This window comes from Deinococcus taeanensis (assembly GCF_020229735.1).
In the GTDB taxonomy this organism is placed as follows: domain Bacteria; phylum Deinococcota; class Deinococci; order Deinococcales; family Deinococcaceae; genus Deinococcus; species Deinococcus taeanensis.
Genome location: NZ_CP083455.1, coordinates 1,804,574 through 1,831,393, shown reverse-complemented (window position 1 = coordinate 1,831,393; position 26,820 = coordinate 1,804,574). Strand labels below are relative to the sequence as shown.

The 26,820-nt window shown below is 68.4% G+C and carries 24 protein-coding genes; 16 read left to right on the top strand and 8 right to left on the bottom strand.

What is annotated here, in order from left to right; all coding sequences use genetic code 11:
• Positions 1-60: 60 nt before the first annotated feature.
• Both LAJ19_RS08750 and LAJ19_RS08745 read left to right on the top strand, forming a co-directional pair.
• Positions 61-654: a TetR/AcrR family transcriptional regulator gene (locus LAJ19_RS08750; RefSeq protein WP_225475385.1), complete on the top strand. Its 594-nt coding sequence runs from the start codon at positions 61-63 to the stop codon at positions 652-654.
• Between the two features lie 189 nt (positions 655-843).
• Positions 844-1,617: a TerC family protein gene (locus LAJ19_RS08745; RefSeq protein ID WP_225475384.1), complete on the top strand. Its 774-nt coding sequence runs from the start codon at positions 844-846 to the stop codon at positions 1,615-1,617.
• A gap of 27 nt (positions 1,618-1,644) precedes the next feature.
• Here the strand turns inward: LAJ19_RS08745 and LAJ19_RS08740 are convergent, their stop codons facing one another.
• A complete protein-coding gene (locus tag LAJ19_RS08740; RefSeq protein WP_225475383.1) occupies positions 1,645-2,562 on the bottom strand; it encodes a DMT family transporter in 918 nt (305 codons plus the stop codon).
• A gap of 87 nt (positions 2,563-2,649) precedes the next feature.
• Between LAJ19_RS08740 and LAJ19_RS08735 the strand changes: the two genes are divergently transcribed.
• On the top strand, positions 2,650-2,907 hold the full coding sequence (locus LAJ19_RS08735) for an NAD(P)H-dependent oxidoreductase subunit E (RefSeq protein WP_225475382.1): 258 nt from the start codon (positions 2,650-2,652) through the stop codon (positions 2,905-2,907).
• Between the two features lie 13 nt (positions 2,908-2,920).
• Here LAJ19_RS08735 and LAJ19_RS08730 read toward each other — a convergent pair whose 3' ends face one another.
• On the bottom strand, positions 2,921-4,207 hold the full coding sequence (locus tag LAJ19_RS08730; protein ID WP_225475381.1) for a S41 family peptidase: 1,287 nt from the start codon (positions 4,205-4,207) through the stop codon (positions 2,921-2,923).
• A 200-nt stretch (positions 4,208-4,407) separates the two neighbouring features.
• Entirely contained in the window at positions 4,408-5,130 is a 723-nt protein-coding gene (locus LAJ19_RS08725) for a hypothetical protein (protein WP_225475380.1), read from the bottom strand.
• A gap of 58 nt (positions 5,131-5,188) precedes the next feature.
• On the opposite strand from LAJ19_RS08725, the gene LAJ19_RS08720 reads away from it, so the two are divergent.
• From LAJ19_RS08720 to LAJ19_RS08690, 7 genes are all read left to right on the top strand, one after another.
• Positions 5,189-6,370: a class I SAM-dependent rRNA methyltransferase gene (locus tag LAJ19_RS08720; RefSeq protein WP_225475379.1), complete on the top strand. Its 1,182-nt coding sequence runs from the start codon at positions 5,189-5,191 to the stop codon at positions 6,368-6,370.
• Positions 6,371-6,439: 69 nt separating this feature from the next.
• Positions 6,440-7,156, top strand: coding sequence for a M23 family metallopeptidase (locus LAJ19_RS08715; protein ID WP_225475378.1), 717 nt, complete (start codon positions 6,440-6,442; stop codon positions 7,154-7,156).
• Complete coding sequence (locus tag LAJ19_RS08710) at positions 7,153-8,115, top strand: TolB family protein (RefSeq protein ID WP_225475377.1); 963 nt, start codon at positions 7,153-7,155, stop codon at positions 8,113-8,115. Before LAJ19_RS08715 ends, LAJ19_RS08710 begins: the two co-directional genes overlap by 4 nt.
• 221 nt (positions 8,116-8,336) lie before the next feature.
• On the top strand, positions 8,337-11,429 hold the full coding sequence (gene uvrA, locus LAJ19_RS08705) for an excinuclease ABC subunit UvrA (protein ID WP_225475376.1): 3,093 nt from the start codon (positions 8,337-8,339) through the stop codon (positions 11,427-11,429).
• Positions 11,426-12,037 (top strand): hypothetical protein, encoded by a 612-nt coding sequence (locus LAJ19_RS08700; protein ID WP_225475375.1) that lies wholly within the window; start codon positions 11,426-11,428, stop codon positions 12,035-12,037. Before uvrA ends, LAJ19_RS08700 begins: the two co-directional genes overlap by 4 nt.
• A 112-nt stretch (positions 12,038-12,149) precedes the next feature.
• Entirely contained in the window at positions 12,150-12,857 is a 708-nt protein-coding gene (locus LAJ19_RS08695) for a DsbA family protein (RefSeq protein WP_225475374.1), read from the top strand.
• Between the two features lie 3 nt (positions 12,858-12,860).
• Entirely contained in the window at positions 12,861-13,292 is a 432-nt protein-coding gene (locus tag LAJ19_RS08690) for a disulfide bond formation protein B (protein WP_225475373.1), read from the top strand.
• 61 nt (positions 13,293-13,353) lie between these two features.
• On the opposite strand, the gene LAJ19_RS08685 is transcribed toward LAJ19_RS08690, so the two are convergent.
• The 3 genes from LAJ19_RS08685 to LAJ19_RS08675 form a co-directional block, all read right to left on the bottom strand.
• On the bottom strand, positions 13,354-14,109 hold the full coding sequence (locus tag LAJ19_RS08685) for an SDR family NAD(P)-dependent oxidoreductase (RefSeq protein ID WP_225475372.1): 756 nt from the start codon (positions 14,107-14,109) through the stop codon (positions 13,354-13,356).
• Between the two features lie 139 nt (positions 14,110-14,248).
• On the bottom strand, positions 14,249-15,199 hold the full coding sequence (locus LAJ19_RS08680) for an electron transfer flavoprotein subunit alpha/FixB family protein (RefSeq protein WP_225475371.1): 951 nt from the start codon (positions 15,197-15,199) through the stop codon (positions 14,249-14,251).
• 43 nt (positions 15,200-15,242) lie between these two features.
• Complete coding sequence (locus tag LAJ19_RS08675; protein WP_225475370.1) at positions 15,243-16,004, bottom strand: electron transfer flavoprotein subunit beta/FixA family protein; 762 nt, start codon at positions 16,002-16,004, stop codon at positions 15,243-15,245.
• A gap of 282 nt (positions 16,005-16,286) precedes the next feature.
• Between LAJ19_RS08675 and LAJ19_RS08670 the strand changes: the two genes are divergently transcribed.
• Positions 16,287-16,967 carry a hypothetical protein gene (locus tag LAJ19_RS08670; protein WP_225475369.1) on the top strand — a complete coding sequence of 227 codons (681 nt, stop codon included), beginning with the start codon at positions 16,287-16,289 and terminating at the stop codon, positions 16,965-16,967.
• Here the strand turns inward: LAJ19_RS08670 and LAJ19_RS08665 are convergent.
• On the bottom strand, positions 16,964-17,365 hold the full coding sequence (locus tag LAJ19_RS08665; RefSeq protein ID WP_225475368.1) for a carboxymuconolactone decarboxylase family protein: 402 nt from the start codon (positions 17,363-17,365) through the stop codon (positions 16,964-16,966). The two genes, LAJ19_RS08670 and LAJ19_RS08665, sit on opposite strands and share 4 nt — an antisense overlap.
• Positions 17,366-17,604: 239 nt before the next feature.
• On the opposite strand from LAJ19_RS08665, the gene LAJ19_RS08660 reads away from it, so the two are divergent.
• From LAJ19_RS08660 to LAJ19_RS22065, 5 genes are all read left to right on the top strand, one after another.
• Complete coding sequence (locus LAJ19_RS08660; RefSeq protein WP_225475367.1) at positions 17,605-19,845, top strand: ATP-dependent Clp protease ATP-binding subunit; 2,241 nt, start codon at positions 17,605-17,607, stop codon at positions 19,843-19,845.
• A gap of 268 nt (positions 19,846-20,113) precedes the next feature.
• A complete protein-coding gene (locus tag LAJ19_RS08655) occupies positions 20,114-20,395 on the top strand; it encodes a DUF2087 domain-containing protein (RefSeq protein WP_225475366.1) in 282 nt (93 codons plus the stop codon).
• Positions 20,388-21,746 (top strand): DNA repair protein RadA, encoded by a 1,359-nt coding sequence (radA, locus tag LAJ19_RS08650; RefSeq protein ID WP_225475365.1) that lies wholly within the window; start codon positions 20,388-20,390, stop codon positions 21,744-21,746. The genes LAJ19_RS08655 and radA overlap by 8 nt, the downstream gene beginning before the upstream one ends.
• A gap of 249 nt (positions 21,747-21,995) precedes the next feature.
• Positions 21,996-22,901, top strand: coding sequence for a cation diffusion facilitator family transporter (locus LAJ19_RS08645; protein ID WP_225475364.1), 906 nt, complete (start codon positions 21,996-21,998; stop codon positions 22,899-22,901).
• 99 nt (positions 22,902-23,000) lie between these two features.
• A complete protein-coding gene (locus tag LAJ19_RS22065) occupies positions 23,001-23,405 on the top strand; it encodes an ArsR/SmtB family transcription factor (protein WP_225475363.1) in 405 nt (134 codons plus the stop codon).
• Positions 23,406-23,946: 541 nt separating this feature from the next.
• Here the strand turns inward: LAJ19_RS22065 and clpB are convergent.
• Positions 23,947-26,505: an ATP-dependent chaperone ClpB gene (gene clpB / locus LAJ19_RS08635; RefSeq protein WP_225475362.1), complete on the bottom strand. Its 2,559-nt coding sequence runs from the start codon at positions 26,503-26,505 to the stop codon at positions 23,947-23,949.
• Positions 26,506-26,820: the final 315 nt, after the last annotated feature.

The window sequence follows — 26,820 nt, the reverse complement described above, 5'->3', positions numbered from 1 at the left end:
CACTGTACGCCGTTGTGTCAGGGCGCTGCCAGGGGTGTGGGGCCGCTATCATGCGGGGTGATGACGGTCCCTCCTGTGTCTTCTCCCGCTGTGCCTGATACGACCCGCGCCCGCATTCAGCAGGAGGCGGCGCGGCTGTTCGTGCAGAGTGGGTATCACGGGGTGAGCATGCGCGAGGTGGCCGAGGCGGTCGGCGTGACGAAACCGGCGCTGTACCACCATTACGCCGACAAGGAGGCGTTGTTCCTGGCCATGCTGGAGGGAACGCTGGCCGGCCTGAGCCGCCTGGTGGCGGCCGCCTATTCGCAGGTGGGCATCCGGCTGCAGCTCGATACCCTGGTGTACGAGCTGCTGGCGAGCGCGCCGGAGCAGCGGGTGGGGCTGCAGCTGGCCGGGGAGTTGCGGCACGTCAGTGCGGCGCGCCGGGCCGCGTTCGAGCAGGAGTACCGCCGGGTGTGGGTGGGGGGGCTGTCGCAGCTGTTCGAGGAGGCGGCGGCGCGCGGGGAACTGCGCGCGGACGTGCCGCCCGCGATGCTGGCGCGGGCGTTCCTGGCCCTGACGTACCCGTTGGTGACGGGCGCTCCTCCGGCGGATCCGCAGGGGACGGCGCGGGCGCTGCTGGCGGTGTACCTGGACGGCGCCACGGCGCGCTGAGTCCGGCGTTCTGCCGGGAACGGCAATCGCTTCATGAAGACGCCTTCATAAATTCAGCATGAACGGTGGTCTGGTTGTCCCGGAGCATGGCAGAGGCGCGCCGCACGGGCGCGGACTCGGGTCCCTCACCCCCAACGGCATCCTGGACGTGCGTGGCAGCGTCCGCTTTCTGTTTTGCGGAGTGACACAATGGAATCACTGTTTACCTGGGTGACCCAGCCGGAGGCCTGGCTGGCCTTCGCCACCCTTCTGCTTCTCGAAGTCGTGCTCGGCATCGACAACGTGATCTTCATCTCGATTCTCGCCGGGAAACTCCCGCCGGAACAGCAGCAGCGCGCCCGCACCATCGGCCTGCTCGCGGCCATGATCATGCGCCTGGGCCTGCTCTTCTCGATCAGCTGGATCTACCGCCTGAAAGAGGACCTGTTCACCCTGTTCGGCATGGGCCTGTCCGGCCGCGACCTCATCCTGATCCTCGGCGGACTCTTCCTGCTGTACAAAGCCGTCAGGGAAATGCACGAGCAACTCGAAGGACCCGGCGCCCCCCACGGCGAAATGAGTTCCATGCGTGTGGCCGGTGCGAACTTCGCGGCGCTCATCGGGCAGATCATGCTGCTGGACATCGTGTTCAGCCTGGACAGCGTCATCACGGCGGTGGGCATGGCCGATGACCTCGGCGTGATGGTCGCGGCAGTCGTGGTGACCGTCCTGATCATGCTGGTCGCCGCGCGGCCGATCGGGGAATTCGTGCAGGCCCACCCGACCGTGAAGATGCTGGCCCTGTCTTTCCTGCTCCTGATCGGCGTGAACCTGATTGCCGACGGGTTCGGCTTCAAGATTCCCAAGGGCTACACGTACTTCGCCATGGGCTTCGCCATCAGCGTAGAACTGCTGAACCTGCGCGTGCGGCGCGGCATACCCGTGCAGCTGCACGACACCGACCGCCACCCGAACGCCAGCTGATCCCCTGCCCCGGGGCCGCGCCCCCGCCTACGTGGCGGGGGTGTTGCTGCGCTCCGTGCGGGCCGGCCAGTTCGCCAGCGCCGCGCCCACCAGAATCACCCCCGCGGCCATCCACACCGACAGCGGCAGGCGCTCATGCAGCGTCGCGGCGCCCAGCAGCAGCGCAATCACGGGCGCCAGGGTGTTCCACACGCTCGTGCGCGCCGCGCCCAGCACCTGCGTCCCGCGCGCCCACGCGAGGTACGCGATCACGTTCGCGCCCAAGCCACTGACCGCCACGCCTAGTAACGCCAGGGGCGGCGTGCCGCGCAGATGCACGTGCGGCGCTGCCAGCAGCAGGTACGGCACGCACCCCAGCGCGAGGCTGAACGCCACGAACGGTAGGGCGCCCACCCGCGCCGAGAGCATCCGGTTGAACAGGGTGTACACCGCCCACGCGGTCGCCGCGAGCAGCAGCCAGCCCAGCCCCGCCAGGGACACCGGCGCGCCCGGCTGCCGGGTCAGGAGCAGCAGGGTCAGCAGGCCCGCAAAGGCCAGCGTCACGCCGCCGGCCTGCCGGCGCGTGACCTTCACGCCCAGCAGCAGGCCCAGCGGCAGCACCAGCACCGGCACCAGACCGTTCACCACGCCGGACACGCCCGCCGGCGACAGGTGAATCCCGGTGAGGAACAGCGCCTGGAACAGGCTGTTGCCCACCAGCCCCACGCCCGCCACGGTCAACCAGGTGCGGCGCGTCCAGCTGGGCCAGCCATGGGCCCGGACCGCCAGCGTGACCAGGAGCGTGCCGGCGATCAGGAACCGGCCCACGTTGATGGTCTCGGCGTTCAGGTGCCCGAGCAGGGCCTTGAGCAGCACCACGTTCCCTCCCCAGATGATCACGGTCACGATCACGCCGAGCAGCGCGGCGCGCTGCTCAGGCACGGACGGGGCGGGGGAGACGGTCACGCCTGCAACTGTACCGGCTGGGTGCGCCGTGGTGGCGGCCACCGCGGAACTGCTCTAGGATGACCCGGCCCGAAGGAGACTGAGACTGTGCCCGTCACGCGCCTGGAAATCTGTACTGAACACCTCACCATCGATCAACGCGAGGACCTGCTGGACGCCGTGTGGACTGCTCTGCGCATCAGTCCTGGCATGGTTACGGCCGACGGAAACGTGGAACTCGTCCTCTCGCAGTGCGGCCCGGCGGTGCCTGCCGAGGACGCCCCGCTGGTCCGCGTGAGCGGGGTGGAGTACCGCAATGTCACCCCGCAGCGCCTCGTGACCCTCATGAAACGCTGGGTGCGCTGACCCGGCCGGGCCGTTACGGCCGCGCAGGCAGGCGCGGTCCCTGCACCTGCGACACGGTGATCAGGGCGGCTTCCAGGGTGGTGTCACGGCCCTCTGTCATCAGGGCGTTCAGGTCTGTGGGGGCCAGCACGTCCGGCTGCACGCGGTCCGGCAGCGGCTGGCCGTCCGGGCCGAATGCCCGGAGGATCGTGACGGACACCACACCACCGTCGGGAAGAGGTTGGAAGATCACGCCGCTGTTCCCCACGCCCTTGGTGCTCTCGCCAACCGCCGGCACCCCGGCCCGCTGGGCGTAGAACGTGAACACCTCCGCGCAGGACGCCGTGTTCGGGCCCACCAGGACCGCGGCGGGACCATGCCACACCGCGCGGTCCGGCGCGGGCCGCCGGCTCTGTGGGCGCACCTCTTGCCCTTCCAGTCCCGCGTAGATCGCGCTGCCCGTGCGGTACTGCGTGCGGTACTCCACGGGGGTGAACACGCTGGCCGCCGCGACGCATTCACTCAGGCTGCCGCCGCCGTTGTAACGCAGGTCCACGATCAGGGCCTGCGCACCGCCCGCCTGCGCCTCCTGGACGCGTTTCAGGAACAGCTCGGAGGCGTCGCGCGGCAGGAAGGTGGGGTAGGTGATCAGGGCCGTGCGGCGGTCCACGCCCGTCCAGGTGAGGGTCGGTTCGTCCCGGGCCTGTAGAGGGCGCGTGCCCAGGCTCAGGGTGAGCTCCGCTGTGCCCGGGCGGCGCAGCGTCACCTGCACAGGCTGCGCGGTGCGTTCCAGACGAATGAATTCGTTCGGACCGACCGGGGCGTTCTGCCCGGCCCGTTTTCCGGCCGCCTCACCGTTTACGCTGGTCAGCAGATCGAAGACGCGCACGCCGGCCTCAGAGGCAGGACTGCCGGGCATCACTGACACCACCAGCAGGCCCCCCTCGACACGAACCACGCGGGCGCCCGTCCGCGGGACCGGCCGGTTCTGCTGCTGTTCCTGAAGGCGCAGGGCGCCCTCCGGATCCCGCACGTTGGTGTGCGCGTCGCCAAAGGCGCTGAACAGGTCGGTCAGCACGGCGCGGCCCGTCTCAAAGGAGCACGTGTCGGTCTGCGCCGCGCAGCGCTCGCTAAGCTGACCCGCAAACCGGGGAATCAGGTCGTCCAGGGAGCCCGTGGCCCAGCCGTAGTAGTCGCGCCGCACCTGATCGGTCGCCGCCTGAAACAGGTCAGTGGCGGGGCTGGCGGCAGCGGCCCCCAGCAGGCCCAGGAGGACGGTGACGCCCGCGTGGCGCAGGCGGGCAGCGGCATTGTGAGGCACACCTGACGCTAGGGCACCGCCTGTCACAAGATCAGGAGCCACGGCACCATCCCTCTTCATGAACCGGGCCGCGTGACCGGAACGGGAGGCTGAAACGCAGAAACGCTCCGTCAGAACGGGGACTCAGCCTGCCTGGATGAACCCCGTGTGGGGGACCGGAGGCCCGGCTCTGCCCCCACATCACGTGCCTGATCCAGGCGTTACAGGCGGGCGCTGGCCTTCATGCCACTCAGACTCAGCGTGTCGCCGAACACGCTCTGCCCGGCGGTGAACGCCATGCCAAAGTACCCATGCCCACCCTTCGCGGCACTGTCGAGCGCCGGCCCGCCCAGCGAGAACGGCGTGGCCTGCCCGGCTTTCAGCGACAGCGTCCCCACGAACTGCGCCTGTTCTCCCGCAGCGTCGCACACCACCATGCGCGGGGCCGTGGCCGTGGCCGGCGACGCGCTGCACGAGGCGGGCAGGAGGGTCAGGTTGGGACGCACATACATGTTCACGCTGCTCAACGTACCCAGACCCGGCGTCCGGTACGTCGCGCTGCCCGTCACGGTAATCTGCTGAAGCACGGCCGGCACGGTATTCCCAGCCAGCGCGTCCTGTTCGAGGTACACCACCTTTCCGTTCAGTGCGCCGCTCGAGGGCAGGGACAGGCGCGTGTCCTTCACGTCCACGCTGGGCGTGGGGATCAGCCCGCACCCCGAGAGAACCGCAGCGCCCAGCACGGCCGAGACAGTCAGGCTGCCGCGGGTCTTGAATTCTGCGCGAGGGACGCCGCGGGGCGCCGCCCCCTGTTCCTGCGCTGGTCCGGTAGCGCGCAGGGCACCTGCGCCCGCTCCCCGGCACGTCTGTAGGAACGCCGCCACGCGCCCAGTGCCTCTGCTGGTGCCGGTCGCCTCGCCCCGCTGTCGGTTCTGCTGCGTCATGGCGCGCAGGGTACCACCGCGACCCGTTACAGGAAGGTGCCTCTGGTAGGCTGCGGCGGTGAAGAAGTCCCCCAGCGTCACCCTGCAACCCCAGGCGGTGCGCCGCATCGCCGGCCGCTACCCGTTCGGGCACACCGGCGATATCGCCCGCGCCGACGACGGCATCCAGCCGGGTGAGGTCGTGAACGTCAAGGGGCCCGACAGCACCAGGATCATTGCGCGCGGGTATTTCAACCCGCAGGGCGCCACGCCCCTGCGGCTGCTCACCTGGCGCGACGAGGACATTGACCTGAAGTTCTACCGCGCCCGCGTGAAAGCGGCCCTGGAACGCCGCGCCGGGCACATCACCGACACGAACGCCCAGCGGGTTCTGCACGCCGAGGCGGACGGGCTGCCCGGCGTGATCGCCGACCAGTTCGGCACTGTGCTGGGCGTGCAGCTGCGCAACGCCGGGGTGGAGCGGCACCGTGACCTGATCATCCGGGCGCTGCGGGATGAAACGGGCGCGGCCAGCGCGTACGAGCGCAGCGACACCGGCGAGCGCCGCAAGGAGGGCCTGGAACTCGTGACCGGCACCCTGTGGGGCGACGTGCCGGGACGCGTGGAGTTCTTCGAGAACGACCTCAACCTGCATTTCAACCCCATGGACGCCCAGAAGACCGGGTTCTTCCTGGATCAGCGTGACAACCGCCGCCTGATGCGCACCCTCGTGCGGCCCGGCGCCGGTTTCCTCGACGTGTACTCCTACACCGGGGGGTTCAGCCTGCACGCCGCGAAGGCCGGGGCGAAGGCGGTCGCCGTGGACAAGGATAATGTCGCGCTGGGCGCGCTGGAAGGAGCTGCGCGCGGCAACGGCGTGCAGGTGGGCGTGCGCTGGGGTGACGCCCTCGAGCAGCTCACCGCGCTGGAGAAGGAAAAGCGGACCTTCGGCGCCATTGTGCTTGACCCGCCGACCCTCGCCAAACGCCGTGATGACGTGCCGCGCGCCAAGCGCATCTTCACGGACGGCGCCGCCCGGGCGCTGCGCATGCTCGAAGGCGGCGGGCACCTGCTGATCAGCACCTGCGCCCACTACATCCGCGTCGATGACCTGCTGGACGCCGCCCGGGTCGCCGCGGCCGAGGCCGACACGGACGCCGAGGTGATCGCCGTGACGTACCAGCCGGCCGACCACCCGCACCTGCTCAGCGTGCCCGAAAGCCTGTACCTCAAGAGCATCCTGCTGCGCCGCCACGCCTGACCGGCGCGGGGCGGCGCAGATGGTAGCGGGGGGCACCCTGAAAACCACGCGCAGCAGGCACCATCGGGTATGTCCGCTCGTCGACTGCTGCTGCTGCCCGTGGCGTTTCTGGGGGTGGCGCTGGCCCACTACGCCGCGCCCCTGCCGCTGGGTGCCGCCGCGCCGCCCAGGGGGCAGTTCGGCCTGCCGTTCGCCGGGCCGCCCGGGCCTGACACCTGGCTCCTCGGGCAGGGCTACGGGAACACCACGGGCGCGTACCGGCAGCGGCGCAGCACCTACGGGAACCTGCAGGGCATCCATGCAGGACTGGATTTCAGCGCGCCGTGCGGCACGCCGGTCGTGGCCATCGGGGACGGTGTGGTGGCCGAGGTGGACGGCCCCCACGGCAGCCCGCCGCACAACGTGGTGGTTGATCACGCCGGGAATCTCTCCAGCCTGTACGGCCACCTGCGTGTCCGTTCGCCGCTCCGGGTGGGTCAGCGGGTCACGCGCGGGCAGGTGATCGGGCAGAGCGGCGACTCGCAGGGCACGTGCGTCAGCGCGCCTCACCTGCACCTGGAACTGCGTGACCGCGCCCACCAACGGTTCTTCAATCCGCTGCCGTACATAGCGGCGGATTGGAACACCCTGGCGCTGGCCGGCAGTTTCGGCCGCGGCTACGAGTACAACCTGGCCCAGCCCCGCAGGTGGCAGACACCCGGCAGTCAGCCCCAGGCGCTGCGCGGGGGCCGCCTGCTGAACGAGTTCACGACCCCCTGGCCGCCCGCACCGGGAGGGGCAAGGTGAGGAGCGTCTGGGTGCTGGCCGCCCTGCTCGGCAGCGCCGCACTGGCCGCGGCCCTGCCGGGCAGGACGGTGCTGAGCGGTGAATGCTGCCCGGGCGCAGTCTGGACTCCGGATTCACGCGCCCTGCTGTTCCTGGACGGACCCCCGGCGCGCAGCAGCACCGGCATGTACCAGGTGAGCGCCTCGGGGGGCGCCGTGACCCGGCGGTTTTCCAGCGTGGCGTTCTTCTCCCCGGCCCTGAAGTGGGCCGTCCGGCCCGGTGCGGGCGAACAGACGACCCTGGAACGTCTCTCGGATGGCCGGCGCTTCACGCTGCCCACCTGGGGAGCGGACGTCACCTGGACCCGCGCAGAGACCCGGCTGGCCTACGCCCGCAGTGAGACCAGCGGCAACTACGACCGGCGCGTGACCCGGGTGTTCGTTGCCGATGCGTTCGGTGCGCCGCGCCTGATCTCGACACTGTCGGGCGGAAGTATTCACGCGTGGCTGAACGACACCACCCTGCTTCTCAGCGGGAAACGGGCCGCGCAGGACCGCGACCGGGAACTGTTTACGCTCGATCTCCGCACGGGCGCCCGGCAGGTGCTGCGTCAGGCGCTGAACCTGCGGGCCGTCACGGTCAGCGCGGACGGGCGGTTCGTGGCCTACACCGTTGCCTTTGACAGCGCGGCCCGCAACGGCCTGTGGGTGCAGGCCGCGGCGGGTGGCGCGCCGCGGGAACTGAACGATTACGGCTCCTACCGCTGGCGTGACGGGTCGCGTCTGCTGCTCATTCCTCTGAAGGCGGCGGGCGGCGCGCACGTGCTGCGGCAGTACGACGCCAGGGCGAACACCTGGAGCACCCTGGGCGACCTGGGGGATCAGGTGCGGCAGAGCGACTGGAGCGTGAGTCCGGATGGCCGGCAGCTGAACTACCTCAGTGCCCGGGACGGAAACGTGCGGGTGCTGACCCTGCCCTGAACTGCGGGCGGCGGAAACCGGACAGAAGCGGCCGTCCTGCAGGGCGCGGCCGGGCGTGAAGGGCAGGTTCATGGGGGCCACTGGTGCCCTGGTGGCATGACCTGCTAGACTGTCTCGTTTCTGAAGCGCAGGGCCTACCTTACGCATTCAACGTAACCCCCGGCGGCCCGGTGATCCCTGATATCTGCTGTCCTGGCCGCACTGTTCGAGGAGAACCCACCTTGCAGAACAACCTGATCGTGAAGGGCGCGAAGGAACACAACCTCAAGGACATCACAGTGGAACTGCCGCGCGATCAGTTCATCGTGATCACCGGCGTGTCCGGCAGCGGGAAGAGCACCCTGGCGTTCGACACCATCTACGCCGAAGGCCAGCGCCGCTACGTGGAGAGCCTGTCGGCGTACGCGCGCCAGTTCCTGGGCCTGATGGAAAAACCCGATGTGGAGAGCATCACCGGCCTGTCGCCGGCCATCTCCATCGACCAGAAGACCACGAGCCACAACCCCCGCTCCACCGTGGGCACCGTCACCGAGATTCACGACTACCTGAGGCTGCTGTACGCCCGCGTGGGCACCCCGTACTGCCCGGTGTGCGGCCGCAAGATCGAGAAGCAGAGCCCCAGCGAGATCACGGACCGGCTGCTGTCGAGTTTCGCGGAGAAGCGCGCCATTCTGCTCGCCCCGGTCGTGCGTGGCCGCAAAGGCGAGTACCGCAAACTCTTCGCGGACCTGCGGCGCGAAGGCTTCTCCCGCGTGCGCGTGGACGGCACCCTCTACGAACTCGACGAGGCCGAGAAGCTGAAGCTCGAAAAGTTTGAAAAGCACGACGTGGACGTCGTCATTGACCGCGTCACCCTGCGTGAGGGTGACCGCAGCCGCATCGCGGAGAGCGTGGAACTCGGCCTGCGCCGCGGTGAGGGCCTGCTGCGCGTCCTGCTGCCCGACGCCGGTGAGGACGGCGGCGCGCACGAGGAACTGTACTCCGAGAAGTTCGCCTGCCCCGAGCACGGCAGTGTGCTGGAGGAACTCGAACCCCGGTCCTTCTCCTTCAACTCCCCGTACGGCGCGTGCGGCGACTGCGCCGGCCTGGGCAGCAAGCGGGAATTCAGCCCGGACCTCGTGGTCGACGAGAAGCTCTCCATCGCGGAGGGGGCCCTTCTCCCGTGGAGCAAAAAAGGCACCGGCGGCGGCGTGTACTACTGGGACAAACTGCAGGCTCTGGCTGAGCACCTGGGCTTCAGTGTGAAAGCCCCGTGGCGTGACCTGCCCAAGGCGGCGCAGAACGCCATCCTGCACGGCCCGGGCGCACCGTTCGAGGTGGTGTACCGCCGCGCCGGGAAGGAAACGATGCGGTTCATGACCGAGTTCGAGGGCGTGATCCCCAACCTGGAACGCCGCTACGCGGACACCGAGTCGGAATTCATGCGCGAGAAGCTGGAAGAACTCATGGAACTGCGTCCCTGCCCCACCTGCGGCGGCACCCGCTACAAACCTGAGATTCTCGCGGTGCGGGTCGGCGGCCTGAACATCTCGCAGGCGAGCGGCATGAGCGTCCTGGACGCCGACGCCTTCTTCCGGCAGCTGCAGGACCGTGACCTCACCCACGCGGCCATTGAGCCTTTCCTGAAAGGCCACCTGGGTGGCACCGCAAAAGCCCACGGTCCCCGCCATTACGAGTACGCCCTGAACGAGTTCGGCGCCGCGGTGGCCGCCCCGATCCTGAAAGCCATCCGCACCCGCCTGAAGTTCCTCGTGGACGTTGGCCTGGACTACCTGAGCCTGGACCGCACCGCGAACACTCTGTCCGGCGGCGAGGCGCAGCGCATCCGGCTCGCCACGCAGGTCGGCAGCGGCCTCACCGGCGTGCTGTACGTCCTGGACGAGCCCAGCATCGGCCTGCACCCCAAGGACAACGGCCGACTGATCGGCACGCTGAAGAACCTGCGTGACCTGGGCAACACCCTGATCGTCGTGGAACACGACGAGGACACCATGATGGAAGCGGACTACCTCGTGGACATGGGGCCCGGCGCTGGCGTGCACGGCGGCCAGGTCGTCGCGGTGGGCACGCCCGCACAGGTGCGGGCGCACAAGGACAGCCTCACCGGCCAGTACCTGCGCGGCGAGCAGAAGATCGAGGTGCCGGCCCACCGCCGGCGCGGCAATGGCCGCCAGCTGAAGGTCATCGGCGCGCGCGAGCACAACCTGCAGAACGTCAGCATCGAGATTCCGCTGGGCACCATGACCGTCGTGACCGGCCCCTCGGGCAGCGGCAAAAGCACCCTGATTCACGACATCCTGCACGCCACGCTCGCGCGGGAACTGAACGGCGCGAAGACCACCCCCGGCCGGTACGAACGCATCGAAGGCATGGACCACCTCGATAAGGTCATCGAGATCGACCAGAGTCCCATCGGCCGCACGCCCCGCAGCAACCCTGCCACGTACACCGGCGTGTTCACCGAGGTGCGCGACCTGTTCACCCGCACGCCCGAAGCGCGCCGGCGCGGCTACCAGGCCGGCCGGTTCTCGTTCAACGTGAAAGGCGGCCGCTGTGAGCACTGCAAGGGCGACGGCGTCATGAAGATCGAGATGAACTTCCTGCCGGACATCTACGTGCCGTGCGAGGTCTGCAAGGGCGCGCGCTACAACCGCGAGACCCTGGAAGTGAAGTACAACGGCAGGACCATCGCCGACGTGCTCGACCTGACCGTTGAGGACGCCCGCACGTTCTTCGAGGCGATTCCCGCCATTGAACGCAAGATGACCCTGCTGTGCGACGTGGGCCTGGGTTACATGCGTATCGGTCAGCCCAGCACGACCCTGTCCGGCGGGGAGGCGCAGCGCATCAAGCTCGCCACGGAACTCTCCAAGCGTCCCACCGGCAAAACCATCTACATCCTCGACGAACCCACCACGGGACTGCACTTCGAGGACGTCCGCAAGCTCATGGAGGTGCTGCAGCGACTCGTGGAGGGGGGCAATACCCTCGTGATCATCGAGCATAACCTCGACGTCATGAAGTGCGCCGACCACATCATTGACCTGGGCCCCGAAGGAGGCGTGCGCGGCGGTCTGGTCGTCGCCACCGGCACCCCGGAGGAACTGGCCGCGCACCCCACCAGCCACACCGGCGAGTACCTGCGCCGGGTCCCGGGCATCGAGCCCGCCCGGACCGGCGCAGGCACCCCCGCCCCCGTTGAGGAGAGCGCCAGACCCGCCAGGCGCGCCTCCCGCAAGGCCACCCCGGACGACGCGGAGCTGGTCGGCGCGGCCCCGGCCCGCAAAGGCCGTGCTAAGAAAGAAAGCGCATGACCGTGCCCGACCCGACCCCCACCCCTGAAACCCCTCCACCCGGCCCGGCCCGGCGGGTGCGCCGGCGCGCGCCGGACACCGAACCGCCCCGCATCACGCCCACCCGCGCGGTCGCGCACCTGATCGGTGGCCTGCTCACCCTGGCCGCCCTGGCGTACTTCCAGTGGACGCCCGGTGAGTGGCCTGCGCGGCTGCTCAGCTGGGTGCTCCTGACCATCGTCGCCGACGAGTTCGACGGCTGGTACGGGTACATCGGTCTGGTTCTCGGCGGTCTGGGGTACTTCAGTCCCGTTTCTCCACCCGAGCAGTGGTCCGTGATTCTGCCCCTGGTGGGCGGCGCGCTGGCCGGCGTGCTGCTCCTGAAACACTCCGGGGGGCTGCTGGTCCTGCCGTTTGCGGGGCTGCTGTTCGCAGGTGTCCTGCTGGGCATCGGGCGGTTCGGCACCAAACTTGACCCCGGCCTGACCCTGCCGGGCAGTGAATCCTTCCAGCGCACGGCGCTGATCGCCATGCTGATCGGCCTGGGCATCAGCGCCGTGCGGCGCGTCGTGAGCCTGATCCTGCGGGCCCGCGCCCGACGCGCCGCGCAGGAAGCCCTGCCGGCCTGACCCGGCCCACGCGGCGCGCCAGCCCGGTGAGGGAACTGGCGCGCCGCCGCTCGGTCTGCCCGCCATGCCGGGTCACCGGACCCGGCCAGAGGAGGGTACACTGCCGCTCAACATGAGCAGACTGCAGTCCGGCAACCCCAACCGCACCTTCCTGGTGATCGGAACCCTCGTCGCCGCGGTGCTGATCGCCCTGGCGGTCTTTGCGATTCAGGGCAAACCGGCCTCCGGGGCAGGCCTGAGCGCCACGTTCGACCTGACCGGCCAGCCGTTTATCGGGCAGGACAGTGCGCCCGTCAGCGTGGTGGTCGTCGAGGACTTCAAGTGCCCGGTGTGCAAAAGCTTCGAGGAGACCATCGCGCCCGAACTGAAAACCCGGTACGTGGACACCGGCAAGGCCAAGGTGTACTCGCTGGTGTGGCCGTTCCTGGCGCAGACGCGTGGCCTGGCGACCGACGACAGCAAACTGGCCGCGCAGGCCGGCCGCTGCGTGTACGACCAGGGCGGCAACGACGCCTTCGCCAGCTTCAAGAGCATCCTGTTCCGCGCGCAGGGCGACGAGAACACCGTGTGGGCGACCAGGACCCGCCTGAAGGACCTCGCCGGGAACCTCGAGGGCCTTGACCAGGGCCGCTTCGCTGAGTGCCTGGACTCAGACGCCACCGCCGCCCGCGTGGACGCCGACGAGGCGCAGGTCAACAAGGCCGGCGTGAACCACACGCCCACCGTGTTTGTTAATGGCAAGGAAGTCATGAGCAGCGGCGGCCAGAGCACCTACGCGATGGCCGACGTCAGCGCGGCCATCGACGCGGCCAGCAAGTAAGACATGACCCGCGATAACCGCCTGTACGCGGCATGGGTTGTGGCCCTGATCGCCACGCTGGGCAGCCTGTACTTCAGCGAGATCCGGCAGTTCAACCCGTGCATCCTGTGCTGGTTCCAGCGGATCTGCATGTACCCGCTCACGGTGATTCTTGGCGTGGCGGCCCTGGGCGGAGACCTGCGGGTGCGCCGTTACGCGCTGCCTCTTGCCGGAATCGGCCTGCTGGTCGCCCTGTACCAGAACCTTGAAACGTGGGGTGTGGTGCCGGTCCTGCGGGCCTGCACGGCAGATCCCGCCAGTTCCTGCGGCACGCCCTGGCCCGTGTGGGGCCTGAACTCCCCGCTGAACACGGTCCTGACCATCCCGGTGCTCAGCATGATTGCCTTCACGCTGATAATCACCCTGCTGAGCTGGAAACGCGACCGGTCCTTCTGAACCCTGGCAGCGCTGTAAGGTCGTGGGGCGCGATGTCATCCACTGCGCTCCACGGCCGTGCTCATACCGGTCGGCCCGCCATCATGAAGCTGGCGGTCATGCCGCCGTCAACGGGCACAATCGTCCCGGTGATGAAACTGGCGTCCTCGCTGCCCAGAAAGTACACGAGGGCCGCCACCTCGCGCGGCGTGCCCAGCCGGCGCAGGGCGTGCAGATCCTCGTAGTCCCGGCGGGTCTGCTCCGGGTTGTCGCTCTGCGCGATGCTGTCCAGCACGGCCTCGGTGCTGATCGCGCCCGGCGCCACCGCATTCACCCGCAGACCGTGCGGCGCGAGGTCCAGCGCCATGGCGCGCGTCAGGTTCACCAGTCCGCCCTTGCTGGCGTTGTAGGCGGCGTTGCCCTGTTCGGCAAACAGGCCCTGCACGCTCGCCACGTTCACCACGGCCCCGCCGCGCGGCAGCTGATCCACCAGCGCCCGCGTGAGCAGCAGGGGCGCCGTGAGGTTCACGTTCAACGTGCGGGCCCAGCCGCGCTCACTGACGTCCAGGACGCTGCCGTGCGCGCCCTGGTACGCGGCGTTGTTCACGAGCACCAGGGCGTTCCCGAGTTCGCGGGCAGCGTGCGCGATCCGCTCACGCCCCGCGGCGGTACTGACGTCCGCCCGCACGCGCCGCTGCCCGCGAAGGGCGGGCGGCAGTGTCAGGTCCACGCTCAGCACGCGCCAGCCGCGCTCGGCGTACAGTTCCGCGATGGCCCGGCCGATGCCGCGCGCCGCGCCGGTCACAATCACACCTGGTGGGGAAGGGGAGTCCGTCATGCCGCTCAGTGTCACGGACGAAGAAGGGCGCAGGCCAGCAATGCTAAGGCTCGCTCAAGCCGGCCCTCCTGAAGAAGGGCTCGGCAAAGGCGCAGGGCGGGACGGGCATCAGCGCCTGTCCCGCCCCTGGCGGCGTAGCTCAGCGTTTGCTGGCTTCGATCAGGGCCGGCACGATCTCGTTGAGGTCGCCGACAATGCCGTAGTCCGCGACCTTGAAGATGGGCGCCTCGGCGTCCTTGTTGATGGCGATGATGTTCTTGCTTTTGCCCATGCCGCTCAGGTGCTGCACGGCGCCGCTCACGCCCAGCGCGATGTACGCCTTGGGCTGCACGGTCTTGCCGGTCTGGCCGACCTGCTCGGCGTAGGGGCGCCAGCCTGCGTCCACCACGGCGCGCGTCGCACCCACGCCCGCACCCAGGTTGTCGGCCAGGCCTTCCACAAACCGGCTGAAGTTCTCGGGGCTGCCCACGCCGCGCCCGCCGGTAACGATCACGTCCGCTTCGGTCAGGGCCACGCGGCTGCTCTTTTCCACGCTCTTCCCGGTGACCTCCACGCGGGGGGCAGGGAGGGTCAGTTCGACGTCGTACTGGTCGCCGGCCACCCCGGCCGCACCGGCCGGAGCGAAGGAGCCGGGCTTGACGGTAACGACGATCACGGGCCCCTCAGCCTCCACAGTTTCAGTGACGCGGGCCAGGTACGTGTAACGCTGGGCCTGCAGGGCGGCGCCATTGCTGCTGAGCCGGGTGGCGTCCTCAAGGTAGGGAGCGTCGAGTTTCACGGCGACGCGGGGCGCATACTCGCGGCCCGAGCGGCTGCCGCCAATGATGACCGTGTGGGCTTCGCCTTCCTGGGCGATCTGAGCGGTGGCCGCGGCCCAGACTTCGGCGTTGTACGTGGCGAGCTGCGGCAGGTCCGCGACCAGCACCTGGTCGGCGACACTGGCGGCCTCGGTGGCGACGCCCGCGACGCTCTGCCCCAGGACCAGCAGCGTGATGGGCCCTTCACGGCCCGAGTCGCGGGCCGCGGTGACCATTTCCAGGGTGGATTTCGCCAGTTTACCGGCGGTGTGTTCAGCGACGATCAGAATCATCAGGGGTTCACCTTTGGGGTTGCGAGAGACGGGGTGCGGCGGGTCAGGCGATGACTTTCGCTTCGCTGCGCAGGAGCTCCAGCAGCTGCTGCGCGGCGGCCTGGGGGTCCTTGCCGTCAATCATGCGGTTCAGGCGGGCGCGGGTCTGGATCTCAGCATTCACGGTGCGGACCCGCGCCTGGAGGCCGTAGGTGGCCGGGTCATCCTTGCGGAGTTCCTTCTTCTTGGCTTTCATGATGTTCGGCAGCGTGGGGTAGCGGGGTTCGTTCAGGCCCTGCTGGGTGGTGACAACAGCGGGCAGGGTGGCGCGGAAGGTCTCGTTGCCGTCATCCACGTCGTGGCGGCCGGTGAGGGTCTCCCCGTCGATGTTCAGTTCGTTCGTCCAGGTGAGCTGCGGCCAGCCGAGGCGTTCGGCGCTGGCGGCGCCGAGGGCCTGGGAGTCCCAGTCGGCTTCCTGGCCGCCCACCAGGATCAGGCTGACGTTCTCCGTCTGCGCGATCTGTGCGACGACGCGGCTGAGGGTCACGGCGTCGAACCGGTCCTCGGTCTCGACGTGAATGGCGCGGTCGACGCCCATGGCCAGGGCGGTACGCAGGGCGTCCTCGTTGCGTTTCGGGCCGATGGCGAGCGCAATGATCTGTTCAACGGCTGCGCCGCTTTCGCGCAGGCGCAGGGCTTCTTCGACGCCGTACTCGTCCATGCCGTCAATCACCAGGGTCGCGCCTTCGAGGTCGACCTGCTGGGCGTTGATCTTGACGCGGGCTTCGGCGTCGGGCACTTGTCTTACCAGGGTCAGGATGTTCATGGGTCCTCCGTGGGGCGGGGCCAGCGGGCGTGAGGTCCGCCTGGCCTGCCCGGCCTTTAAATTGTACTTGGTTCAAGTTTAGCAGAAGCGCAACAGTTGAGACGAGCCAGTATCCCACCAGGTGACGTGCCATGGCCGTCCCCGCCGGACACCCCTCCACCCACCAGATTCCCATACAACCCTCATGGGGACCCCAGAGAAGCCTTTATGTTTTCAGGCGTCTTAATCCGCCGTCAACTGCTTCAGCAGTAGTTCTCATGTTCGCAGACGACGCTGGAATCCATGAAACCCCTGCTGACCCTCACCCTTCTGACCCTCGCTGCCACCACCGCCACGGCCGGCGCCCAGAGCCTCAGCGGCGTCGAGCTCGGCCTCACCGGCGGGTACGCCGGCGGCCTCAGCGGCGAGCTGTTCGTTCACGCGCCCAACGTGGCCGGCCCGATCGGCGTAAAAGCCGGCGTCGCCTACACCCGCGCCAGTGACGCCATCAACGACAACAGCCCCGAACTGCCCGGCATCTCCGGCCCTGATGACACGTTCGGCAAAGCCAAGGCCGCCGGCCGCGCCAGCGAATCCGGCAGCCACACTGTCATCTCCCTGGACGGCACCTACGGCCTGGGCGAACTGACCCCCGGCGTGGACGCAGCCCTGTACGGCGGCGCGCGCTACGGCGTGTTCCGGTCCGTTGCCGACTACGGCAGCAACGGCGCCACCACCTACAGCAGCAATGCCTTCGGCATCGGCGCGGGCGTGATGGTCAGCTACGCCCTGACCGGCACCCTCAGCCTCGTGGGCGACCTGGGCGTCGACCACTACTTCAAGTCCGCCATCCGCACCGACGACGGCAACGGCAACACCGACACCATCGCCACGAACGACGGTTCCTACAGCACCTTCGACAACACCTTCGTGCGTCCCGGCACGGTTTTCAAGGCGCGCATCGGCGTGAAGAGCACGTTCTAACCCTCCTCCAGCCCGCCACCGGCCTCCTCCTCGGAGGCCGGTGCGCTGCTGTCCAGGTGCACCCGCAGCAGCTCGAACGCCGCCACCACCCGCGGGAACCCCAGGTAGGGCACGCACAGCAGCAACGCGTCCCGCACCTCCGCCTCCGACGCGCCTGCGTTCATGGCGCCGCGCAGATGGGTACGCAACTCCGGGGGGCTGCCCAGCGACACAAGCAGCGCACACGCCATCAGCTCCTTGGTTTTCAGGTCCAGCGCCGGCCGGTCGTACACCGTGTCGTACGCAAACTCCCGGATATACCGCGCCAGGTCCGGATCCAGCCGCCGCAGGCGCTCCTCGATGCGGTCATGCTGGGAGCCAAAAATCACCGTGCGGGCGTGCGCAGGAAGGTCACTCATACAGCCAGGGTAGCGGTCCAGGCAAGAAGCCCGTCAGAGGCCCCGGCGTACAGTCAAACGTGTGGAACAGGTGTGTGCAGATCGTAAGGTTTTCCCTGCCTCGCGCCCGCCAGCGGCGATACTCTACACTCAGGCTGTCCACCAGGTAAGGTCCACGTTCACCCCGTCGCGGCAGTCGGAATCACCCGCACCATCCGCTCTTTTCAGCGCACCTGTCGCGCTCTCCCTGGGGGTCACCCATGAACAGATACGATGACCGCGCCCGCCTCGTATTCCACTACGCCCGAGAGGAAGGCAACCGCCTGGGGCACGCCATGGTTGGTCCTGAGCACCTGCTGCTGGGTCTCATGCGTGAGGGCGGCACCGCCGCCAGCATTCTCGGGGAATTCGGCGCCTCCCTGGATGGCCTGCGCCGCCGCGTGGAGGAAATCATCGGCCGCGGCGAAGGCAACCGCCTGAATGACGCTCCGAGCATCACCCCGAGGGCTCGGCGCGTCATGGAACTCGCCTCGAGCGAAGCCCGCGCGCTCGGCGCCCAGGTGACCAGCACCGAGCACATCCTGCTGGGCATCATCCGTGAAGGTGACGGCGTCGCCTTCCGCATCCTGCAGGAACTCACCAAGGACGTCGACACCATCCGCTGGCGCATCCTCGCGCAGGGTGAAAGTGCCGGCGCCAAACCCGCCAAACCGGTCGCCACGCCCTTCCTCGACGAGTACGGCCGCGACCTGACCAAGTGGGCGCGCGAAGGCAAACTGGACCCCGTCATCGGCCGCAGCGAGGAGATCCGCCGCGTCACGCAGATCCTCACGCGCCGCACCAAGAACAACCCCGTGCTGATCGGCGACCCGGGCGTTGGCAAGACCGCTATCGTCGAGGGCCTCGCGCTCGCCATCCATGAGAAACGCACCCCGCCCAACCTGCATGGCGTGCGCCTCGTCAGCCTGGACCTCAGTGGCGTGGTGGCCGGCACGAAGTACCGCGGGGAATTCGAGGAGCGCCTCCGGCAGATCATTGAGGAACTCCGCAACGCCAAGGTCATGGCGTTCATCGACGAGCTGCACACCCTGGTCGGTGCAGGCGGCGCCGAAGGGACCCTGGACGCCGCGAACATCCTCAAACCCGCCCTGTCGCGCGGAGAGATTCAGGTGATCGGCGCCACCACCACAGGCGAATACCACCGGTACATCGAGAAGGACGCCGCCCTCGAACGCCGGTTCCAGCCGGTGATCGTCCTGGAACCCAGCCCCGCCGAGACCCTCCAGATCCTGCGCGGCCTGAAACCCAAGTACGAAGAGCACCACGGCGTGCAGATTCCCGAGCAGGCCCTCGAACTTGCCGTGCGCATCGGCGAGCGCAGCCTCCCGGGCCGCAACTTCCCCGACAAGGCCATTGACCTGATCGATGAGGCCGCCAGCCGCGTCCGCCTGAACATGAGCATCGGCCTGCCCGTCGCGGAAACCGACGAAGGCGAACCGTACGTCACCCGCGAGGACATCGAGAGTGTCATCAACTCCATGGGCGGCATCTACAGCGAAGAAACCGCCGCGCAGCTTGTGGACCTCGAGCAGCAGCTCGCCGACCAGGTGTACGGCCAGCCGGACGCCATCCGCGCACTCAGCTCCGCCCTGCGCCGCGCCCGCGTCGGCCTGGGCGGCCGCACCCGCGTCGCCGCGAGCTTCCTGTTCGTCGGTCCCAGCGGCGTCGGCAAGACCCACCTCGCCAAGGCCCTGGCCCGCACCCTGTTCGGCAGTGAACGCAGCCTGATCCGCATGGACATGAGCGAATTCCAGGAAAGCCACTCGGTCAGTAAACTGATCGGCTCGCCCCCCGGGTACGTGGGCTTCGAGCAGGGTGGCCGCCTCACCGAAGCGGTGCGCCGGCAGCCGTTCAGCGTCATTCTCCTCGACGAGATCGAGAAGGCGCACCCGGACGTGTACAACACCTTCCTGCAGGTGCTCGACGACGGCCGCCTCACCGACGGCCTGGGCCGTACCGTGGACTTCCGGCGCACCATCATCATCATGACCAGCAACACCGGCTTCAACGTGAACCCCACCGTGGGTTTCAGCCCGGTGACCCCCGACAACAACCAGCCGCTGCGGCACATCTTCACGCCCGAATTCCTTGACCGCCTCGACGAGGTGATCCGCTTCAGGTCGCTGGGCGAAGAGGAACTCGTTCGGGTCGCGCAGCAGCTCATGGGCGAAATGCGCGAGGAACTCGCCAGCCGCGAACTCACCGTCACCTTCGACCCGGCCATCGCCGCGTGGCTCGTCGGGAAACTCAAGGCGCGCAGCCCCAAACACGCCGTGGGCAGCAGCCGCCAGCTGCGCACCCTGGTCCGCGAGGAGATCGAGGACCCCCTGGCCCTGGAGCTTGCCAGCAACCACGGCGAGGAAGTGCGCGTGGTGCTCGGGCAGGGCAGCATTCAGTTCGAGAAGGGTGAGGAAGCGGCCTCCCGCCAGATCCTCGCCTGACCCCTTCAGCTCCCCCCGCCGCCGCGCCCCCAGCTGGGCGCGGCGGTTTTCCATACCGCGACCCGCAGGCGGTAACAGTGCCGCGGCCCCCGGCCAGCCCGTGCCCCTGCCTGGTCTGGGCCTGCCTGATCTGGGGCAGGCTGATCCGCTCCAGGTGCCGCGGCGACCGTGCGCCCGGCAGCACCCCCGGCTCCTTCCAGCGCGGCGAACTCAGCCAATCGCGCTCCGCGGAACCATTCCCGGCCGTCACTTCGCTACGATAGCCCTCATGACGAAAAGCATCGCTGACTTCCAGGACGAACACGGCCGCATCACCGGGTGGCCCAGTGACCGCCGCCGCGCCCACCAGCTGGCCATCCTCGACTACCTCACGGGCCTGTTCGAACCCGGCGTCTCCTACGACCAGGGGCAGGCCGAGCAGATCCTGGCCGACCACACCACCATGGATGACCCCAGCTTCCTGCTGACCGAACTGCTCGATGGGGATTACCTCGCCACGGAAGACGGCCTGTACTGGCGGGCGGACGGCCGCCCGGGCGTGCGTGGCTAAGGTCCGCACCAGCTACGTCTGCACCAGCTGCGGGTACACCAGCGCCAAACCTCTGGGCCGATGCCCGAACTGTCAGGCCTGGAATTCCTTCGAGGAAGAAGTCCCGGCGGTCACGGCGGCCTCCGGGCGCGGTGCGTACGGAGGTGTGGTGGGCGGCAAACTCACCCCGCTGTCCGGCGTGGGCCGGCGGGAGGAGCCCCGCACGCCCAGCGGCATTCCCGAACTGGACCGCGTGCTGGGCGGCGGTCTGGTCGCGGGGGGCGTCACCCTGATCGGCGGGGAACCCGGCATCGGCAAAAGCACCCTGCTGTTGCAGGTCGCTGACCGCGTGGCGGCCGGAGGCGGTACGGTCCTGTACGTCGCCGGCGAGGAGTCCCTGGAGCAGATCCGGCTGAGGGCTGACCGCTTGGGCGTCACCGCGGACATTCAGCTCACCCGTGACACCCGCGCCGAGCACGTGGCCGCCCTCATGCAGGAGCACCGGCCGGCCCTGTGCATCGTGGATTCCATCCAGACGGTCACGGTGGAAGGCGACGGCGCGCCGGGCGGTGTGGCGCAGGTGCGCGACGGCACGGCCCTCCTCACCCGCGCCGCGAAGGAAACCGGCACGGCCACCGTCCTGGTCGGGCACGTCACCAAGGACGGCACGGTGGCCGGACCGAAGGTCATGGAGCACATTGTGGACACCACCGTCTTCCTGGAAACGGTCGGGTCATACCGCCTGCTGCGCAGCGTGAAGAACCGGTTCGGGCAGGCCGGCGAACTGGGGGTGTTCGAAATGCGTGCAGAGGGCCTGATCGCCGTGGAGAACCCCAGCGCTGCGTTCCTGGCCGAACGGCCCGTGGGCGTGCCGGGCAGCGTGGTGGCCGCCACCATCGACGGGCAGCGCCCCATGCTGCTGGAAGTGCAGGCCCTGGCCAGCAAAACCCCCTACCCCAACGCCCGCCGGGTGGTGGTGGGCCTGGATGCCCGGCGCGTGGACGTGGTCCTCGCGGTGCTGGAACGTCGGCTGGACCTGACGCTGGGCGGCCTGGACGTGTACGTGAACCTTGCGGGCGGCCTGAAGGTGCCGGACCCGGGCCTGGACCTGGCGGTGGCGCTGGCAGTGTACTCCGCCGTGGTGGGCCGCGCCCTGCCGGACAACGTCGTCGTGTTCGGCGAGGTGGGCCTCGCGGGCGAGGTGCGCAGCACCGTGGCGTCCCTGCGGCGTGCGGAGGAGGCGCGGCGTGCCGGGTACTCCCGTCTGATCGTGCCGCCCGGCCTGGACGGCGTGGCCGGCGTGAAAAGTGTGGAGGAAGCGGTCGCGCACGTCTGGGGGGGGCAGTCTCCCGGGCGTACCCGGGAGCGCTGAACGCCGGCAGTCAGCAGAAGCCCTTCATAAGCGGCCCCAGCTCAGTGCTGGGGCCACTCTCCTTGTCGCGGGTGCGTCACACGCAGTGGTCACCCTCGACCAGTCGCGGCGGATTTGGCCGGCTGGGCCGGGCTCCTTCTCCAGGAGACTTTGGGCTGAAGTTAAGCATCTCCGGAGGCGCCTGAAGCGTAGTGGTCTCGTAAATGGTGTTCATGCCCATGTATCAGGCGCGAGTGCCACGCTGACGTCATGACGGACCATTCTCACGCGGCGGGGCCCAGGAGGACGCTGGGGGCCATCCAGGAGCACGTGAGGCCCAGCCGCAGGACCACACCCGGGAAAAGGCAACTGACAGCGGCGCTGGTGCTGACCAGTGGCTTCCTGTTCGTGGAGGTCGCGGCCGCATTCGTGTCAGGCAGCCTGGCGCTGATGGCCGACGCGGGGCACATGCTGGCCGACGTGGTCGCGCTGGCCCTGTCATTGATGGCCGTGCGGGTCGGCACGAGCGTGGCCGGGCGCCGCCGGACGTTCCAGTTCCGGCAGGCCGAGGTGCTGGCCGCCACAGTGAACGCCGGACTGCTGTTCGCCGTCGGGTTGTACGTGGTGGCCGAAGCGGCCCGGCGCCTGGCGCAGCCGGTCGAGGTGCAGTCGGCACCCATGCTGGTGGTGGCGTTCCTGGGAATGGTCGTGAGTCTCCTGAGTGTGCGGCTGATCTCCGGGGTGGAGGAGGGGCGCGCGGGCCTCAGGCCGGTGTACCTGAACGTGATGGGGAACCTGTTGGGGAGTGGCGCAGTGATCCTGGGCGCGCTGGCGCTGTGGTTCACAGGCTGGACGTGGATTGATCCGGCGCTGGGCGCCCTGATCGGATTATGGGTGCTGCCGCGTACATGGTCGTTGCTGCGCGCCAGTGTGAACGGGCTGATGGAATGCCCGCCCGAGAGTCTGGATCTGGAGGCGTTGCGCCAGGATCTGGGGCGGGTGTCCGGCGTGGTGGACGTGCGGGACCTGCATGTGTGGAGCGTGTCGAGTGGCGTGCAGAACCTGACGGTGCACCTGGTGGCGCGTGTGGGGGGCCCCGCCCTGGTGGGTGCTGTGGAGACTGTTGCCCAGCGGTATGGGGTTGAGCACAGCACCGTGCAGCTTGAGTCCTCATAGGTTCTGAACTGCGTGGACGAAGACTCACCTCGCTGATTTCAGACGAAAAGGCGGAGCACTGTTCCTCGGATCTTTTACAGGCCCTGACCTCCCTCTTCCTTGAACTGCACAACGTCCGCACAGCGGCGCCACGGTTCACAGAAGGTAGATCTTACGCGCCCCTTTGATCATCCTGATCCGCACCGCTGCCGGATCGTCGAACTCCTCCGGCAGCGACCGCTCCCTGTCGGTGAGACCGCCCAGCACCTTTACCTGAACCAGCCCCAGACCTCCAGGCCCCTGCGCGTCCTGCGCGACGCCGGACTCATTCATGTGCAGGCCCAGGGCAACCGCAGCGGGTGGCATCTGCGTTCACAGGCCTTCTCTGACCTTCACGCGTGGCTCGCCCCCTCCCGGCGGCTGGGGAAGAGCGCTTTGATCAGCCTGACCGCCACCTGCAGCTTCAGTCTTCGGCCCCACCGCACACAGACCAAAAAGGAAAGCCATGGCCAGCGTCCCACCTAATCATCCCGCACCGCACCGGAGCGACCGCCCCCTCATGCTGGAACGCACCTTCAATGCCCCCGTGACCTCGTGTTCAAGGCATTCACCAGCGCCGGGCAGCGGCGCCACTGCTGGGACAGAGCGGCTGGACCCTCATGCATTGCGAAGTGCACCTGAGCCCTGGCGGCCGCTGGCATGACTGCATGAAGTGCGAGGACCCGGCGCAGGGCAGCGTCTACCGCATGGAATCCTGGGGACTGGGCGTGGACCACGAGATTCAGGCCTTCACCTGCCTCACGTACACCGGGGCTTTCTCCGGCACCGAAGGCAGCGTGAATGACGCTCTGCCTGCTTCCGTCTCTGCCCTAATGTTCGATGAGGTGCCGGGCGGCGCGCGCCATCAGCCGGTCCACGAATGCCCGAGGCGCTCGAGACGGTCATGGAGATGGGCATGCCGCAGGGCCTCACCCCGGCGTGGGACCGCCTTGCCGAACACCCCGCACCGCAGGAACGCGCAGAGCGGGGCCCCCAGGAAACTGGTGGGCCCCGCTCTGCTGGACGCTCAGTTCAGTGCGCCGGTCTGGAAGCTCAGGGTACGGCCGTCGTAATCCACAGTCAGGCTGCTGCTGTCGGGCACGTTTCCCTGCAGGATCTCACGCGCCAGGGGCGTTTCGATCTCCCGGCTGATGGCGCGGCGCAGCGGGCGCGCCCCGAACGCCGGGTCGTACCCGACCTGGGCGAGGTGATCCTTCGCGGCGGGCGTCAGGTGCAGGCTCACGCGGCGCTCGGCCAGCCTCCGGATCAGGCCGCGCATCTGGATGTCCACGATCCGGTGCAGGTCCGCGGCCGTCAGCGCGTCGAACACGATGATGTCATCCACGCGGTTGAGGAACTCCGGGCGGAAGTGGCCCTGCAACTCACCCATCACGGCGTCACGGATGGCGCCGGCGTCCGCTCCGCGGTGCTGCATTTCCAGGATCAGGGGTGAGCCGATGTTGCTGGTCAGGATGATCAGGGTGTTCCGGAAATCCACCGTGCGGCCCTGCCCGTCGGTAAGGCGGCCGTCATCCAGAACCTGCAGAAGCACGTTGAACACGTCCGGGTGGGCCTTTTCAATCTCGTCGAACAGCAGTACCGCGTACGGGCGGCGGCGCACCGCCTCGGTCAGCTGACCGCCCTCCTCGAACCCCACGTAGCCGGGAGGCGCCCCGATCAGGCGGGCGACCGTGTGTTTCTCCATGTACTCGCTCATGTCGATGCGGACCATGGCGTCCTGACTGTCGAACAGGAACTCTGCCAGGGCCTTGGCCAGTTCGGTCTTGCCGACGCCGGTGGGTCCCAGGAACATGAAGCTGCCCAGCGGGCGGTTCGGGTCGCTCAGGCCCGCGCGGCTGCGGCGGATGGCGTCTGCGACGCTCACGATCGCGCGGTCCTGCCCGATCACACGGTCGTGCAGCTGCTCTTCGAGTTTCAGGAGTTTCTCGCGTTCGCCTTCCATGAGTTTGGAGACGGGAATGCCGGTCCAGCGGCTCACGACGGACGCAATGTCCTCCTCGGTCACCTGGGTGTGGGCGAACTCGGCGCCCTTGAGTTTCTGCTCCAGGTCCGTGACTTCCTTCTCCAACTGCGGCAGCCGGCCGTACTCCAGTTCCGCGGCGCGCTGCAGGTCGTAGTCGCGTTTGGCCTTCTCCATGTCGGTGCGCACCTGGTCGAGCGCCTCGCGTTTCTCGCGCAGGGCGGCCACCTCGTGCCGCTCGGCGTCCCAGCGGGCACGCACGTCGGTCAGTTCGTCCGTGAGGTTCTTCAGGGCACCTTCGATGTCCAGCAGGCGGTTCTGGGAGTCCTGGTCCTTCTCGCGTTTCAGGGCTTCGCGTTCAATTTCCAGCTGCAGTTTCCGGCGTTCCAGCTGGTCGATGCGTTCGGGGCTGCTTTCCAGCGCCATGCGCAGCCGCGCGGCGGACTCGTCGATCAGGTCGATGGCCTTGTCGGGCAGCTGCCGGTCGGTGATGTACCGGTGGGAGAGCTGTGCGGCGGCCACGAGCGCCGGGTCGGTGATCTCCACGTTGTGGTGCACCTGGTAGCGTTCCTTGATGCCGCGCAGGATGCTGATGGTGTCCTCGACGCTGGGTTCCTCCACGAACACCGGCTGGAACCGGCGTTCAAGGGCGGGGTCTTTTTCAATGTCGCGGTATTCGGTGAGGGTGGTCGCGCCGATCAGGTGCAGTTCGCCGCGGGCCAGGGCGGGCTTGAGCATGTTCCCCGCGTCGGGGCTGCCTTCGGTCTTGCCGGCCCCCACGATGGTGTGAATCTCATCCACGAACAGGATGATCTCGCCGGCCGAGGCGATCACCTCATCAATGACGCCCTTGAGGCGCTCTTCGAACTCCCCGCGGAACTTGGCGCCGGCCAGCAGGCTGCCCATCTCCAGGCTGACGATGCGTTTGTTTTTCAGGCCCTCGGGCACGTCACCCTTCACGATCCGGATGGCGAGCCCCTCGGCGATGGCGGTTTTGCCGACGCCCGGTTCGCCGATCAGCACGGGGTTGTTCTTGGTGCGGCGCAGCAGGATCTGCATGGCGCGGCGGATCTCCTCGTCCCGGCCGATCACCGGGTCGAATTTGCCGTCCCGGGCGCGCTGCGTGAGGTCGGTGCCGTATTTGGCGAGGGCGTCGAACTGCTGCTCACTGGTTTTGGTGGTCACGGTTTTTCCTTTGCGCTGCTCGGTGACGGCCCGGTTCAGGTCGGCTTCACTGGGGAGGCCCCGGCCACGGTACTCGGCGCGCAGGGCCAGCAGCAGGGCGTCGGCAGCGACGAAGGAGTCGCCCAGCTGCGAGGCGAGGGTGTCGGCTTTCTGGAAGGCGCGGGCCAGGGCCGGATCCAGGTACAGCTGGCCTTCGCCGCCCTGCACGCGCGGCAGTCTGCTCAGTTCGGCGTCCAGCGCTGTGCGGATCTGGTTCAGGTCGCCGCCGGCGAGGGTCAGCGCCCGGCTGGCGGTGTCGTTGTCGGTCAGGACGCGCAGCAGGTGCGCTGGTGTGAGGTTCTGGTGCTGGCTGCTCTGTGCCAGGGCCTGTGCGGCCTGCAGGGCCTGGAGGCTGGCTTCGGTGAATCGTTCAGGGTTCAAGGTTGGGGACCTCCATGCAGTGGGGGAGAGGTACGGTACAGATGTCCATATTCTGAAACTTGAGTGCAGTCGTGTCAAGTTTATTGAAGACCAATTAGCGTGCAAGGAGAACAATTCTGTGCTCCGCCGATCATGCCCTGTCACGCCTCTCTCTCTGGACCCTGTGCACCCCGCCCCCCGGAGGCCCCTATGAACCGCACAGTGCTGCCCCTCGCTGCTCTGCTCTCCCTCCACCGGCGCCGCTGCTCAGCCCCTCCTGACCATCGGCGGCACCCACGCGAGAGGGACACTGTGAACGTCGGCGGCCGCACCTGC